Source organism: Aggregatibacter sp. HK296 (genome assembly GCF_980469475.1).
The window spans coordinates 746,353-760,642 of sequence record NZ_OZ413142.1 but is presented as its reverse complement, the minus strand read 5'-3'; the positions used below and the strand labels follow the sequence as shown (position 1 = coordinate 760,642).

General features: G+C 42.6%; 14 protein-coding genes and 1 tRNA gene. 10 read left to right on the top strand and 5 right to left on the bottom strand.

Translation table 11 applies throughout. The annotated features are described in order from the left end of the window. Window positions 1-3 precede the first annotated feature (3 nt). The 5 genes from rsxD to AC30SH_RS03695 all read left to right on the top strand — a co-directional run bounded on the left by rsxD (window position 4) and on the right by AC30SH_RS03695 (window position 4,658). Window positions 4-1,095, top strand: a complete 1,092-nt coding sequence (rsxD, locus tag AC30SH_RS03715; RefSeq protein WP_314885593.1) for an electron transport complex subunit RsxD — start codon at window positions 4-6, stop codon at window positions 1,093-1,095. Between the two features lie 10 nt (window positions 1,096-1,105). Further along, entirely contained in the window at window positions 1,106-1,717 is a 612-nt protein-coding gene (rsxG, locus tag AC30SH_RS03710; protein ID WP_315028042.1) for an electron transport complex subunit RsxG, read from the top strand. After that, complete coding sequence (locus tag AC30SH_RS03705; protein WP_048750538.1) at window positions 1,717-2,424, top strand: electron transport complex subunit E; 708 nt, start codon at window positions 1,717-1,719, stop codon at window positions 2,422-2,424. Before rsxG ends, AC30SH_RS03705 begins: the two co-directional genes overlap by 1 nt. 211 nt (window positions 2,425-2,635) lie before the next feature. Then, window positions 2,636-3,271 (top strand): endonuclease III, encoded by a 636-nt coding sequence (gene nth / locus AC30SH_RS03700; RefSeq protein WP_111306457.1) that lies wholly within the window; start codon window positions 2,636-2,638, stop codon window positions 3,269-3,271. Window positions 3,272-3,287: 16 nt separating this feature from the next. Then, on the top strand, window positions 3,288-4,658 hold the full coding sequence (locus AC30SH_RS03695; RefSeq protein ID WP_212509709.1) for a sodium-dependent transporter: 1,371 nt from the start codon (window positions 3,288-3,290) through the stop codon (window positions 4,656-4,658). A 57-nt stretch (window positions 4,659-4,715) separates the two neighbouring features. Here AC30SH_RS03695 and AC30SH_RS03690 read toward each other — a convergent pair whose 3' ends face one another. The 4 genes from AC30SH_RS03690 to AC30SH_RS03675 all read right to left on the bottom strand — a co-directional run bounded on the left by AC30SH_RS03690 (window position 4,716) and on the right by AC30SH_RS03675 (window position 9,217). Continuing rightward, window positions 4,716-6,659 (bottom strand): ABC transporter ATP-binding protein, encoded by a 1,944-nt coding sequence (locus tag AC30SH_RS03690; RefSeq protein ID WP_212509710.1) that lies wholly within the window; start codon window positions 6,657-6,659, stop codon window positions 4,716-4,718. A gap of 101 nt (window positions 6,660-6,760) precedes the next feature. Then, window positions 6,761-8,113, bottom strand: a complete 1,353-nt coding sequence (locus AC30SH_RS03685; protein ID WP_109103856.1) for an anti-phage deoxyguanosine triphosphatase — start codon at window positions 8,111-8,113, stop codon at window positions 6,761-6,763. A 1-nt stretch (window position 8,114) separates the two neighbouring features. Next, window positions 8,115-8,807 (bottom strand): CidB/LrgB family autolysis modulator, encoded by a 693-nt coding sequence (locus AC30SH_RS03680; protein ID WP_489582128.1) that lies wholly within the window; start codon window positions 8,805-8,807, stop codon window positions 8,115-8,117. After that, a complete protein-coding gene (locus AC30SH_RS03675) occupies window positions 8,807-9,217 on the bottom strand; it encodes a CidA/LrgA family protein (protein ID WP_212509712.1) in 411 nt (136 codons plus the stop codon). The genes AC30SH_RS03680 and AC30SH_RS03675 overlap by 1 nt, the downstream gene beginning before the upstream one ends. 249 nt (window positions 9,218-9,466) lie before the next feature. Between AC30SH_RS03675 and AC30SH_RS03670 the strand changes: the two genes are divergently transcribed. The 4 genes from AC30SH_RS03670 (at window position 9,467) to AC30SH_RS03655 (ending at window position 11,724) form a co-directional block, all read left to right on the top strand. Continuing rightward, window positions 9,467-9,552: transfer RNA gene (locus AC30SH_RS03670), tRNA-Leu, on the top strand. Window positions 9,553-9,665: 113 nt separating this feature from the next. After that, window positions 9,666-10,142 carry a thermonuclease family protein gene (locus AC30SH_RS03665; protein ID WP_212509713.1) on the top strand — a complete coding sequence of 159 codons (477 nt, stop codon included), beginning with the start codon at window positions 9,666-9,668 and terminating at the stop codon, window positions 10,140-10,142. A 5-nt stretch (window positions 10,143-10,147) separates the two neighbouring features. Further along, window positions 10,148-11,347, top strand: coding sequence for an aminotransferase class V-fold PLP-dependent enzyme (locus AC30SH_RS03660; RefSeq protein ID WP_212509714.1), 1,200 nt, complete (start codon window positions 10,148-10,150; stop codon window positions 11,345-11,347). Beyond that, on the top strand, window positions 11,344-11,724 hold the full coding sequence (locus tag AC30SH_RS03655; RefSeq protein WP_048750547.1) for a SufE family protein: 381 nt from the start codon (window positions 11,344-11,346) through the stop codon (window positions 11,722-11,724). Before AC30SH_RS03660 ends, AC30SH_RS03655 begins: the two co-directional genes overlap by 4 nt. A 38-nt stretch (window positions 11,725-11,762) precedes the next feature. On the opposite strand, the gene hldE is transcribed toward AC30SH_RS03655, so the two are convergent. Next, complete coding sequence (gene hldE, locus AC30SH_RS03650) at window positions 11,763-13,193, bottom strand: bifunctional D-glycero-beta-D-manno-heptose-7-phosphate kinase/D-glycero-beta-D-manno-heptose 1-phosphate adenylyltransferase HldE (protein WP_314885577.1); 1,431 nt, start codon at window positions 13,191-13,193, stop codon at window positions 11,763-11,765. A 117-nt stretch (window positions 13,194-13,310) separates the two neighbouring features. On the opposite strand from hldE, the gene AC30SH_RS03645 reads away from it, so the two are divergent. Further along, window positions 13,311-14,246 carry a Kdo(2)-lipid IV(A) acyltransferase gene (locus AC30SH_RS03645; RefSeq protein WP_315028038.1) on the top strand — a complete coding sequence of 312 codons (936 nt, stop codon included), beginning with the start codon at window positions 13,311-13,313 and terminating at the stop codon, window positions 14,244-14,246. Window positions 14,247-14,290 lie beyond the last annotated feature (44 nt).

Sequence of the window (14,290 nt, the reverse complement as noted above, 5' to 3'; positions counted from 1 at the left end):
TACATGTTTAAGATGATCAGTTCACCTCACACCCATTCAGGCAAACTCACGGCGCGCGTGATGTTTTGGGTGATTCTCGCCATGATTCCGGCAATCATTTTGCAAATTTATTATTTTGGATTTGGCGTATTGATTCAATCCGCATTAGCCATCGGACTGGCGTTATTACTGGAATGGAGCGTCTCGCTATTACGCAAAAGACCGGCTCTGAGCGATATTTCTGATTTTAGCGTCATTTTAACCGCACTGATTCTTGCTGTGGCGATTCCGCCTTATGCACCTTATTGGATTATTCTTATTGGCACATTTTGTGCGGTGATTCTCGGCAAGCATGTTTATGGTGGTTTGGGACAGAATCCGTTTAACCCTGCCATGGTGGGGTATGTGGTGCTGCTCGTATCGTTCCCATTACAAATGACCACTTGGATGCCGCCCATTGCGTTATTGGCGGAGCCGCCGACCTTTCATGATGCGGCATTGTTGATTTTCTCCGGACTGACTTCCGACGGTTTTAGTCTTCATCAATTAACGGCGTCCATTGACGGCATTACGCAAGCAACACCGTTAGATACCGTACGAACCTTTTATTCTTCTGCTAGTTCCTGCATAACCGATGCGATATGTTCCGAAGTGGCATTTTATGAATTGACTAACTTACCGATTTTCACGCAAAACGGTTGGGACTTCGCACAAGGTTGGTGGCAAATTAACCTAGCCTTTTTACTGGGTGGCATCTTTTTAATACTGAAAAAGGTGATTCACTGGCAAATTCCGGTGGCGATGCTAGGCAGTTTTACGCTATTGAGCTTGCTCACCGAATTCTTCGGCAATGGTACACACTTAACCGTACCGGCACAGTTATTCAGCGGTGCCATGATGTTCGGTGCATTTTTTATCGCCACCGATCCGGTTACCGCCTCTATTACGCCACGAGGCAAGCTGGTATTTGGTGTTCTCGTGGGGAGCTTACTATATTTAATCCGTTTTTACGGCAATTATCCTGACGGTGTCGCATTCGCTATTTTACTCAGTAACATTTGTGTGCCATTAATTGATCACTATACCCGTCCGCGCGTTGCCGGCCATCGGAAATAAGGACTTCGCCATGCAAACCATTAAAGTTACCTCAAAATCCGCCATGTTGTTGGCATTCGTGGCATTTTGTTGCACGGCAATGTCCAGTGGGGTTTATTTTTTAACTAAAGATAAAATCGCTCAAGCGATGCAAGAGCAACAACGGGCGTTGTTATTACAAGTGATTCCACAGGACTACTTTACTAACAATTTAACGCAAGATTGTGATGTACCGAAAATCGACGCATTACAAAATGTCTCTATTCAGAAAATTTGTACAGCCAAAAAAGACGGCAAAATCACCGCTTATGCTTTTGAAAGCGTGGCGCATGACGGTTACTCCGGTGATATTCGTATTTTAGTCGGCATGAAACCGGACGGTGAAGTGCTTGGTGTGCGAATTACAGAACATCATGAAACACCGGGTTTAGGCGATAAAATCGAAACGCGCATTTCCAATTGGATTTTGGGGTTTGATCATCAAATCATCAGCCAAGAGAAAGCGGCAGAATGGGCGGTGAAAAAAGACGGTGGGAAATTCGATCAATTTGCCGGCGCCACGATTACGCCACGTGCCGTTGTCAACCAAGTAAAACGTGCTGCACTTGCCATGTTGGATAACTTGCCGAAAGAGAAAGAATAATGGATAAATTAAATGAGACCGTAGAAACCTCACAAGCAAATGACACTCAAAGTGCGGTGAATATTTCAGATAAAAACAACATTTGGAAAACAATCTTCATTCAGGGCATTTGGACCAATAACTCCACGGTGGTGCAACTGCTTGGCTTGTGTCCATTATTGGCAGTCTCCAACTCCGTCACTAATGCTCTGGGTTTAGGTTTAGCCACTATGCTGGTGCTTACTTGTACCAACACGGTGGTTTCCGTATTCCGTAAACACATTCCAAATGCAATTCGTATTCCGATTTATGTCATGATCATCGCCAGCACAGTAACGGTGGTGCAATTATTGATGAACGCTTATACTTACGAACTTTATCAATCGCTCGGTATTTTCATTCCGCTTATCGTCACCAACTGTATTGTAATCGGTCGTGCGGAGGCTTTCGCCTCTAAAAACAGCATAGCCCATTCTGCATGGGATGGTTTTTCTATGGGATTGGGCATGTTGCTTGGTTTGGTCGCTCTCGGTGCTATCCGTGAAATTATCGGCAACGGCACCCTGTTTGACGGCATTGAAAATCTGCTAGGCGATTGGGCTGCATTTATGCGAATTGAGTTTTTCCATAGCGACAGTAATCTGCTACTGGCAATTTTGCCTCCCGGTGCATTTATCGGTTTAGCATTGCTATTAGCGTTAAAAAATATCATAGATACAAAAAAGTAGTTTAAAAATAAATAATGCTCAGATAATTCGTCCCCATCTAATTTGCCTGAGCGACTGAGAATTTTTAGGAAAATTTAGCTTGTTTGAGCAACCTAGTTGCGAGTTCTAAATTTTCCGTAAGGAAAATTCTCACCAAGCTCAGACAAGCAAATTAGCTTGGGGTGTGTTTTTTGCTACTTTTTTGCACAAGCAAAAAAGTAGAAGGAAAAGTATGAATAAAGAAAAAAGAATTGAGATTCTAAAACGTCTGCGTGCGGCAAACCCGCACCCAACAACGGAACTGAATTTCAGCTCGCCCTTTGAATTATTAATTGCGGTGATTTTGTCGGCACAAGCCACCGATAAAGGGGTGAATAAAGCGACGGATAAGCTGTTTCCTGTCGCCAATACGCCACAAGCGATTTTGGCTTTAGGCGTAGATGGTTTAAAGGAATACATTAAAACTATCGGCTTATTTAATAGCAAAGCAGAAAATATCATTAAAACCTGCCGTGACTTAATTGAAAAACATAACGGCGAAGTCCCGGAAGATCGCGAAGCGTTAGAAGCACTTGCCGGCGTGGGAAGAAAAACCGCGAATGTCGTGTTAAACACCGCATTTGGACACCCGACTATCGCCGTGGATACCCATATTTTTCGCGTCTGCAATCGTACGGCGTTTGCTCCCGGCAAAGATGTGGTGAAAGTCGAAGAAAAATTGATTAAAGTCGTGCCCGCCGAATTTAAAGTGGATGTCCACCATTGGTTAATCTTGCACGGACGTTACACCTGTGTCGCCCGTAAACCTCGTTGTGGTGCGTGCATGATTGAAGATTTATGTGAATATAAAAATAAAACAGAATATTAAAAATACAGGAAAACTTATGACAACAAAATCAGAAAGACAAACTTGGTCCAGTCGCTTAACTTATGTACTTACCGTTGCCGGTGCAACCGTAGGCTTTGGCGCAACATGGCGCTTTCCTTATTTAGTGGGAGAACACGGCGGTGGTGCCTATGTCATGCTGTTCTGTTTAGCCATGATTTTAATTGGGATCCCGATGATTTTAGTAGAAAACGTCATCGGCCGTCGTTTACGTGTTAACTCCATCGATGCCTTCGGTGACAAGATCCTTGATAAAGGTAAAGGCATTTCAAAATACTGGAAAATCATCGGCTACATGGGCTTATTGGGAGCATTTGGGATCATGGCTTATTACATGGTGCTTGGCGGCTGGGTAATTACCTATATCATCAATCTCATCAGCGGTACTCTCGATATTTCTGTGCCGATCACCAAAGATGTAGCTAAAGATTTCTACGATTTACACATCAGTAACAGTCCGGTTGAAATCATCATTTACACCGCACTTTTCGTATTGGTGAATTACATTATTTTGGCAAAAGGCATTATCGGTGGTATCGAGCGCTCAGTGAAATACTTAATGCCATTGTTGTTTATTTTCTTAATCGGTATGGTCATTCGTAACGTGACCTTACCGGGCGCCATGGAAGGGATTACGTTCTACCTCAAACCGGATTTCTCTAAAATCACCGCGGAATTATTTATTTTTGTATTAGGTCAAGTTTTCTTCGCATTAAGTCTGGGTTTTGGCGTATTAATCACCCTATCCAGTTACTTAAATAAAGAAGAAAATTTAATCCAAACCGCCGTTATCACCGGCTTCAGTAACACCATTATCGCCGTGTTAGCCGGCTTTATGATCTTCCCATCCTTGTTTACCTTCGGTATTGAACCAAATGCAGGCCCAACCTTAGTGTTCCAAAGTTTGCCGATTGTGTTCTCCCATTTATGGGCAGGTAAATTCTTTGCAATTATCTTCTTCGGCTTATTGCTTATCGCCGCTTTAACGACATCTATTACCATTTACGAAGTGATTATCACAGCCCTGCAAGAAAAACTCAGAATGCGTCGTAGCAAAGCCATTATCTTGACCTTGGGCGGTATCTTCCTTTTAGGCAACGTACCGGCAATTCTCGGCGACAATCTGTGGAAAGACGTGACCTTCTTCGGTAAAAGCATTTTCGATGCCTTTGATTTTGTCAGCGGCAATATTCTGTTTATGTTAACCGCACTTGGTTGCGCCCTTTTCGTTGGTTTCGTGCTAAAAGACGAAGCGAAAAAAGAACTCTCTCCGACACCAAATTCTCTCTTTACCAACATTTGGTTTAACTATGTGAAATTTGTCGTGCCGTTTATTATTTTGGTAATTTTTATTAGTAACCTGATTTAACAAAAAAAGTGCGGTAAAAATTCACCGCACTTTTTTATTTCATACCAAACAATTTAACTACTTCCCTTCCGCCAAATTTTTCTTCTCTTCCAATGCTTCCCAACGCATAAATGCCGTTTCCAGTTCGACTTCGGCGTCAGCCAAGGCTTTCAGCTTGGCATCCGTCACATCGTGAGATTGTTGGAAGAAATTCGGGTCACCGATTTCGGTTTGAAGTGCGGTGATTTTTTCTTCTAAATCTTCCAACAGTTGCGGAAGTTGTTCCAGTTCACGCTGTTCTTTGTAAGAAAGTTTGACGGATTTGGGTTTATTGGAAACCGATTTATTTTCCACCGCACTTTCTTCTTTTTTCGGCTCAACTTTTTTCTGTTTCTCTGCATTCTGTTCAGTTTTTTGAGCGAAATAATTGGCTTGTTGCTGTTTGGCATCGAAGAAGCCACCAACGTATTTGTTCAACACGCCTTTGCCTTCAAAGATGTAACATTCCGTTGCAGTGTTGTCGATGAATTGACGGTCGTGGCTGACGATGAGCAATGTGCCTTGGTAATCGGTGAGGATTTCCTCCAAAAGCTCTAAGGTTTCTACGTCCAAGTCGTTAGTCGGTTCATCGAGAATCAATAAATTATTCGGTTTCAATAATAATTTTGCCAATAACAAGCGGTTACGTTCACCACCGGAAAGGGCTTTTACCGGCGTCATGGCGCGTTTCGGTGGGAACAAGAAATCTTGCAAATAGCCCAACACATGGCGTTTGATGCCGTTGACTTCCACGTCCTGCTTGCCATCGGCAACGTTATCCATCACGGATTTTTCCGGATCAAGATCAGCACGGTATTGGTCAAAATAGGCAATCTCCAATTTAGTACCACAACGAATAGAACCGCTTGTGGGTTGAATTTCACCGAGCAGCAATTTGATAAAGGTGGTTTTACCACACCCGTTCGGGCCGACTAAAGCGATTTTGTCGCCGCGTAAAATGGTGGTACTAAAATCGTTAAGTAATTGTTTGCCGTCAATGTCGTAACTGACGTTTTCCATTTCAAACACGATTTTGCCGGAGCGGCTAGACGTGTCTAATTGCAATTTTGCGGTGCCCATCACGTCACGACGTTGGCGACGTTCTTCGCGCATGGCTTTTAACGCGCGCACGCGTCCTTCATTACGGGTGCGACGGGCTTTAATGCCTTGGCGAATCCAAACCTCTTCTTGCGCTAAGCGTTTATCAAACAGCTCATTTTGTAACGCTTCTACCCGCAAGTTTTCTTCTTTCGCGGTAAGGTATAAATCATAGTTGCCGGGGTAAGAAACCAATTTGCCGCGATCTAAATCCACGATGCGGGTCGCCATTTTGCGAATAAAAGAACGGTCATGGGAAATAAACACGATGCTCCCGCCAAATTCCATCAGGAAATTTTCTAGCCATTCGATGGCATCCACGTCCAAGTGGTTAGTCGGCTCATCCAACAACAGTACATCCGGATTACACACCAAGGCACGCGCCAAAGCAGCTTTACGCAACCAACCACCGGATAAATCAGCAAGCTTAGTATTCGGATTTAATTCCAATTTTTGTAACACTTCATTGATTTTATTTTCAAATTGCCAACCGTTAGCGTGTTCCAATTTCGCTTGAATTTGGGCAAGCTGATTTAACGTCTGATCACTGTAATACTGCTCTAGCTGCACGGAAATATGATGGTATTCCTTCAATAAATCCGCCAAATGCTCAATCCCTTCCGCCACATAATCAAACACATTGCCTTCTGCATGGCGCGGCGGATCCTGCTCCAAGCGGGACACGACCAAGTCTTTTTCATACTGCACTTTGCCGTCATCCATAATGACATCTCCGGCAATAATTTTAAGCAACGTAGATTTGCCGGCGCCATTGCGACCGACTAAACACACGCGCTCATTAGGCTCAATATGTAGTTCGGCATGATCCAATAAAGGGGCATCGCTGAAAGAAAGATATCCGTTGGTTAAGCTGATAAGTGCCACAAAAAATCCTTTAAAAATAAAAAAAATAGTAATGAAATGACTTATGCTTCGACAAGCTCAGCAAGCGCCATTTCACATTTATGATAAATAACGACCGCACTTTAAAGTTGCTGATACACTTTCAATGCATACGCATCCGACATGCCGGCAATGTAATCGCAAATCACGCGTTTTTTACCGTTTTCTTCTGCATTCCGCCAACGGTTGGCGGTGTTGGTTGGGAGTAAGCGTTGCGGATCCGAATCAAAAATTTGGAACAGTTCCGTCAAAATACGCTGACCTTTGTATTCTACACGTTGCGTTTCCACATTATTGATCACGTATTTCTGGACAAAATTTTTGAATACTTTTAGCACGCCCACCACTTCCGACGGTAATTCGGCGTTATAACGCAACAGCGGATCGCTAAACTCAGGTTGAATTTTCCAACGCACATTGGTGATGAAATAATTCACTAACGCACCGATAGCGTTTTTGCGTAAGTAATGTTGATCGGAAAACAGTTTTGTACTGATATCTTCAATATGTTGTCGCATCCAATCTGATTGACAGTCTTTCAATGCATTCAAGGCCTCTTGCCATTGCTGCACATTGACCACACCGACGACGACGGCATCTTCCAAATCATGCACGCCATAAGCGATGTCATCCGCTAGCTCCATAATGCTACAGTCGAGGGATTTAAAACGAGTCTTTAAAATCTCTTGCGGATTTGACCGCACTTTTTGGAGTGAACCGAATAACGCACGATCGCTTTCAGAAAGCGGCTCAAGCAACCAGTTAAACATGTCAAGATCGTCACGGAATAATCCTTTCCCGGGCCGCCAGTCAGCGATTTTGACATAACGAGGATCACTGTGTTGGCTTTCAGCGAATTGATCATATTGCGCGGAAGAGACATCCAAAATGGTCGGGTATTTCACAATGCCAAGAATGGTGCGACGGGTTAAATTCATGCCGGCATTGGGCGTGTAAGGTTCAAGCTTGGTGAGCAACCGAAAAGTCTGTGCATTTCCCTCAAAACCGCCATTATTGCGCATCATATAATTGAGTGCGACCTCGCCACCATGCCCAAAAGGCGGATGGCCGATGTCGTGCGCAAAACACAAACTTTCGATTAAATCATTGGTGGGCAACAAAGGGCTAAGTTGCTTTTGCAACTCGCTTTTATCCTGAGACAGTTGTTGTGCCAAGGTAGCAAAGGCTTCAGCAAATTTGAGTTGCGCCACAAGGCTACTGCCGATTTGTGCCACTTCTAAAGAATGGGTTAATCGAGTGCGGTAAAAATCATTTTCGCCCACCGCATGAATTTGCGTTTTTGCTTGTAAACAACGAAAAGCGGCGGAATGAAGAATACGCCCGCGATCACGACGAAACGGCGGACGGTGGTCTTTTTCCCGTGGTTTATCGTCAATAAAACGTTGCTGCCAACGGGGATTAATTTGATTTTTCATGCTATACCAATACGTAGATCAATTTGAAGACAAAAGGTGCCAAAATTGAGCTAATGATACCGCACAATACTAAAGAAATGGAACTGTAACTCCCTGCCTTTGCATTATTTTCCATGCAACTGACCGTACCTAGCGCATGAGAAATCGCCCCAACGGATAAACCGATCGCTTCTTGATTTTTCAACCCGATTTTTTTCAAGAGCAGATAACCAAAAATCGAACCTTGCAAACCGGCAACAACAACCCCAACAGCTGCCACCGAAGGAATCCCACCCAAATTTTCAGATACTGCCATGGCAATCGGTGTAGTAATAGATTTCGGTAAAATGGTCGCCACAATATCTGGTTTCGCCCCGAGAAATAATGCCAATACGGCGCCGCTAATCATAGATAAAAGAGAGGCGGACACGGTGGTAATCAAAATGATTTGCCAATGACGAGCAATTTGACGAATTTGTTCATATAACGGCACCGCCAATGCAACAATACTCACGCCCAATAAATTATTCAGCGGCGCATTGCCGGCCATATAGGTGTCATAAGGTAGATGAAATGCCAACAAGATAGCCACTAACATTAGCACGGTTAACACAAAGCTATTTAATACCACCGATTTCCAACGTTGATTGATTTTCACCGCCAAAACAAAAGCAAGAATTGTCAATAATGTATAAGCATAAACAAAATAAGACATCATTCCTCCTTCATCCGTTTTTTCATGATTTTATGTTTGAGGTGCGTAAAGGATTTGAGGGAAAACAGATAGTCAGACAGTAAACCGATCACAACCAAGGTCACGCAAGTACTGACAATATTCGGCACTAATAATTCTTTCATTTGATCCATGAGCAAGCCGGAATATTTGACGATTCCCACACTGACCGGCACAAATAATAACGCCATATAACGAATTAAAAGACGGGAGGAAAACATCACCCACTCCACTTTGACGATACGTAATATCAAACAAGTAAACAGTAACAATAATCCCCAAATACTCGATGGAATACCAATAGGAACGTAATAGGCGATAAGTTCGCCCAAATACAACATGAAATACAATACAAGCAACGATCTGACTAAATCAAAAACTTTCCGATACATTATAAAAACTCAACTTTTTTTTAAACTTTAAAATAATTTTACTCCTATTTGGTTAGGAGGGGAATTTTTTATTCAAAACGTGGAGGGAATAAAGCCAGAAAAAGAAAAAAGTGCGGTCAACATTTCACAGATAAAAAATCATCAAATGTGTTGAATTTTATACAGTTAAATAAAATTACAAAGTTTTTACTTGCAACTGAAATACAATCCCTTATAATACCGCTCGTTTTTACGAGACTTATCAGTGTTGCCTGGGTGGCGAAATTGGTAGACGCAGCGGATTCAAAATCCGCCGTTGAATAAACGTGTCGGTTCGAGTCCGACCCTAGGCACCAATGATAAGTTTCAGAAAAATGAAAGCTGCGGTAAAACGCAGCTTTTTTTGTAACTGAATCTTCCCTTCCGCTTAAAATTTACCGAGAAAAACGACCGCACTTTTAATGCGCTAATGATTATGCCACAAGGATTTTTCTGCATTCTACTGTTGCTGCTCTCTTTTACACTTCAGGCAAAAACGCTTACCTGTCGTGTTGTAGGCATCACTGATGGCGACACCTTTAGCTGCCTAACCACAAATAACCAACAGATAAAAGTACGTTTAGCCGAAATTGACGCCCCTGAGCATAACCAACCTTTCGGTAAAAAATCTCGTCAACGACTCGCTTCACTCATTCACCAACAACATGTCAAACTGGCGGTTACAGGAGAAGATCGTTATCATCGCACGTTAGCCACGGTATATAATTCCCAAGGGCAAAATGTCAATTTAATCATGGTGCAGCAAGGCATGGCCTGGGCATATAAACAATATGCGACGACGCCCATTTATACCCAAGCCGAACAAATTGCCCAAAATAAACGCCTTGGTTTATGGCAGGATCGTTCTCCAATTGAACCGCACTTATGGCGTCATTCCAAAAGGTAAGCTATATGAATTTTGAGCCTATGACATTTCGTCAATATTTTCCTTATTTCACGCATAACGATGCGGTGGTGTATTTAGATAACGCCGCAACAGCATTAAAACCACAATGTCTCATTGATGCCACGGTGGATTTTTACCGGTCTGCCGGTTCGGTGCATCGTAGCCAATATGATGAAAAACAGACCGCACTTTATGAACAAGCACGTACCCAAGTAAAACATCTCATTAATGCAGAAGATGAACAAGCCGTCATTTGGACATCGGGCACCACTCAAGCGATTAATACCGTTGCAAATGGCTTATTGCCACATCTAAAGACTGGCGATGAAATTATTATTAGTGAAGCGGATCATCACGCCAATTTCGTTACTTGGCATCAAATTGCCGAAAAAAGCAGGGCAAAACTTCATGTATTACCGATGGATGATAGTTGGTTAATTAACACCGAAACCTTGCTAAAACAATTAAATCCAAACACTAAACTGGTGGCGTTAAATTTTGCATCAAATGTCACCGGTACTCAGCAACCAGTCAAACAACTGATTCAGCATATTCGAGACAAGAGTTCTGCCTTAATTTTGTTAGATGCAGCGCAAGCAATTAGCCACGTTAAAATCGACTTAGCCGAATTGGATGTGGATTTTATTGCTTTTTCCGCCCATAAAATTTACGGGCCAACCGGACTTGGCGTGTTAAGCGGAAAATTATCCTCACTCAATTTGCTACAACCGCTCCAATATGGCGGTAAAATGATCAGCAAAGTCAGCAAAGAGCAAATTACGTTTTCAGGATTGCCTTACCGTTTAGAAGCCGGCACACCCAATATTGCTGCCGTCATTGGTTTTAATGCAGTGTTAGCGTGGCTAAGCCAATGGGATATTGCAGAAATGGAATCCTCCGCTGTACATTTAGCAGAAATCACTCGCCAGCGCTTAAGCCATTATGAAAAATGTAAACTCTTTAATTCGCCACAACCAAGTTCGGTGGTCAGTTTCGTTTTTGAAGACATTAATGCTTCCGATTTAGCCACCTTACTCGCAGAACAACAGATTGCACTACGCGTTGGAGAACATTGTGCCCAGCCTTATTTGGCGCGTTTAGGACAAACGGCTACGTTGCGCTTATCTTTTGCGCCGTACAATGTAGCCACAGAGGTCGAAACCTTCTTTAACGCATTAGATAAAAGTTTAGAGTTATTAAGATGAATATTGAACAACAATTAGTTGAAACAAAACATTGGGAAGATCGCTATCGCTTGATTATTCAAGCAGGAAAAAATCTTCCTGAGCCAAATGAAGAAGAATTGGCAACGATGCAAACCATTCCGGGCTGTGAAGTGCAAGTCTGGTTTAAATTCACCGAAAAAACGGACCGCACTTTTCACTTTCAAGTTTACAGCGAAGCGCGGATTATGAATGGCTTGTTATGGATTTTGTTGCAGCGCATTGAAAATCAAACGGCTGAAGCTTTGCACCAATTTGATCTAACCACTTATTTCAATGAATTAGGCATTGCTCAACGGTTAAGTTCCACTCGATTAAATGGTTTAAAGCATATTGAAGAAATTTTGCATCACTTATAAACAAAAAAGCGCGGTTTACCCGCGCTTTTTTATTGGCTTTATTTTTCCAAATGCTTAATTTTCTTGATCACGTTCGATGTGGAAAAACCATTCTCAAAATTCAGTACTTTCACATCGCCACCGTTTGCCCAGACTTCTTTACTACCGGCAATGTCTTCCGGTTTATAGTCGCCGCCTTTCACCAATAAATCAGGCAAGACTTCACCAATTAAACGTTGCGGCGTATCTTCATCAAAGGCAACCAGCCAATCCACAGAAGAAAGACCGGCAAGCACCGCCATTCTCGAGGCCAAATGATTAATCGGTCGTTCTTCCCCTTTTAAGCGTTTTACCGATTCATCCGTATTCACAGCAACAATTAAACGATCACCTAGCTTACGGGCATTTTCTAAGTAAGACACGTGACCAGGATGCAAAATATCAAAACACCCATTTGTCATCACGATTTTCTCGCCACGATCTTTTGCCAATTTAACCGCTTGTTTCAATTCATCTTCGGTCATCACACCAAAACCGGTGATAGTTCGTCCATGAATCGCATTTTCCAACTCGACAGTTGAAACGGTTGATGTGCCCAATTTACCCACCACAATACCGGCGGCCACATTGGATAAATAACAGGCCTCTTCAAAACTACGGCCATCCGCTAACGCGATTGCAAGCACACTGATCACCGTATCGCCTGCCCCTGTCACATCAAAGACTTCTTTTGCCTCTGTCGGCAAATGGAATACCGGTTGATTTGGACGCAATAAGGTCATGCCTTTTTCAGAACGTGTCACCAAAAGTGCGGTGAGATTGATGTCTGAAATGAGTTTCAGCCCCTTGTCGATAATCTCTTGTTCGGAATGACATTTCCCCACGACCGCTTCAAATTCCGACATATTCGGTGTTAACAAAGTGGCTCCACGATAACGTTCAAAATCAGTCCCTTTCGGATCGATCAACACCGGCACATTGGCATTGCGCGCAATTTGAATCATTTTTTGTACATCATTTAAGGTACCTTTGCCGTAATCCGAAAGCACTAAAGCGCCGTAATTTTTGATCGCACTTTCTAATTTTTGTAATAAATTTTCGCTTGTCACATTTTGAAAGCCTTCTTCAAAATCAAGACGTAAAAGCTGTTGATGACGGGATAAAATACGTAACTTGGTAATCGTTGGATGGGTAGATAATTGGACAAAGTTACAATCGATTTTTTGTTGTTGTAATAATGCGGTTAATGCAACACCCGCCTCATCCTGACCGGTCAAACCAAGCAACTGTACCGGCACATTTAATGACGCAATGTTCATCGCCACGTTTGCTGCACCGCCCGCACGCTCTTCATTTTTCTGAACGCGTACCACCGGCACCGGCGCTTCCGGCGAAATTCGATTGGTCGCACCAAACCAATAGCGATCCAACATCACATCGCCTAATACCAAAACTTTTGCCTGATTAAATTGTGCAGAATATTGACCCATTTGATTTTCTCTTAACTTATTGAAATAAAAAATTTTGCTAATATTACCACAGGGGAAATGCTATTTCCTAAAAATTCCGTTAAACTAAAAACCAATTGAAGTCACCCTGTAATCCTTATGGCAAAATCAGTTCTTCCGACATTTAAAATTGAATTTCTCCATCCAAAACACTGGGGCTTTTGGCTCGCTCTCGGTATTTTCCGCTTAATTTTACTTCTGCCTTACCCTATTTTATGCAAAATTGGCAATGGATTAGGTTGGCTGTTTGCTAAAACCGGTGTGGGCAAAAGACGCGCTAAGATCGCGAAACGTAATCTGGAACTTTGCTTTCCTGACTGGTCTGAACAACAAATTCATCAGATTTTACACGCCAATTTACGCTCTACTGGTATGGCGATTATTGAAACCGGCATGGCGTGGTTTTGGTCTGATCACCGTATAAAAAAATGGTCAAAAATTGAAGGACTTAGTTATTTACAAAACAATTTGGCCGATGGCATCATTTTCGTCGGCGTACATTTCTTAACGCTTGAATTGGGCGCTCGTATTGTTGGCATTCATCAACCGGGGATTGGGGTTTATCGCCCTAACGATAATCCATTGTTTGATTGGGTTCAAACACAAGGGAGATTACGCTCCAATAAAGCGATGCTGGATCGTAAAGATCTTCGTGGCATGATTAAGGCAATAAAAAACGGCGATATTATTTGGTATGCACCTGACCACGACTATGGTCGAAAAAATGCCGTTTTCGTGCCGTTCTTTGCGGTTCCTCACGCTGCAACAACAACCGGTAGTTATTACTTATTAAAGTCTTCTCCAAACAGTAAAGTGATTCCTTTCGCGCCGCTTAGAAACGCAGATAATTCCGGCTATACGGTCACTATCTCTCCGCCGGTCGATTTTTCTGATCTACATGATGAAACTGAAATTGCGGCAAGAATGAACCAAGTGATTGAAACAGAAATTATGAAAGGCGTTGAACAGTATATGTGGCTCCATCGCCGCTTTAAAACACAACCGAATGAAGACAATCATTTATATAAAGACTAGATACAAAAAAAGTGAGCCGCAAGCTCACCTTTATTTTGAATGAT

Bases quoted from the DNA above. Each gene is read 5' to 3' on its own strand.
- hldE (WP_314885577.1), bottom strand. From the start codon at position 13,193: ATGGGTCAATATTCTGCACAATTTAATCAGGCAAAAGTTTTGGTATTA.
- AC30SH_RS03675 (WP_212509712.1), bottom strand. From the start codon at position 9,217: ATGTATCGGAAAGTTTTTGATTTAGTCAGATCGTTGCTTGTATTGTAT.
- nth (WP_111306457.1), top strand. From the start codon at position 2,636: ATGAATAAAGAAAAAAGAATTGAGATTCTAAAACGTCTGCGTGCGGCA.
- AC30SH_RS03685 (WP_109103856.1), bottom strand. From the start codon at position 8,113: ATGAAAAATCAAATTAATCCCCGTTGGCAGCAACGTTTTATTGACGAT.
- AC30SH_RS03695 (WP_212509709.1), top strand. From the start codon at position 3,288: ATGACAACAAAATCAGAAAGACAAACTTGGTCCAGTCGCTTAACTTAT.
- rsxD (WP_314885593.1), top strand. From the start codon at position 4: ATGTTTAAGATGATCAGTTCACCTCACACCCATTCAGGCAAACTCACG.
- AC30SH_RS03680 (WP_489582128.1), bottom strand. From the start codon at position 8,807: ATGTCTTATTTTGTTTATGCTTATACATTATTGACAATTCTTGCTTTT.
- AC30SH_RS03705 (WP_048750538.1), top strand. From the start codon at position 1,717: ATGGATAAATTAAATGAGACCGTAGAAACCTCACAAGCAAATGACACT.
- AC30SH_RS03665 (WP_212509713.1), top strand. From the start codon at position 9,666: ATGATTATGCCACAAGGATTTTTCTGCATTCTACTGTTGCTGCTCTCT.
- AC30SH_RS03660 (WP_212509714.1), top strand. From the start codon at position 10,148: ATGAATTTTGAGCCTATGACATTTCGTCAATATTTTCCTTATTTCACG.
- AC30SH_RS03645 (WP_315028038.1), top strand. From the start codon at position 13,311: ATGGCAAAATCAGTTCTTCCGACATTTAAAATTGAATTTCTCCATCCA.
- rsxG (WP_315028042.1), top strand. From the start codon at position 1,106: ATGCAAACCATTAAAGTTACCTCAAAATCCGCCATGTTGTTGGCATTC.
- AC30SH_RS03655 (WP_048750547.1), top strand. From the start codon at position 11,344: ATGAATATTGAACAACAATTAGTTGAAACAAAACATTGGGAAGATCGC.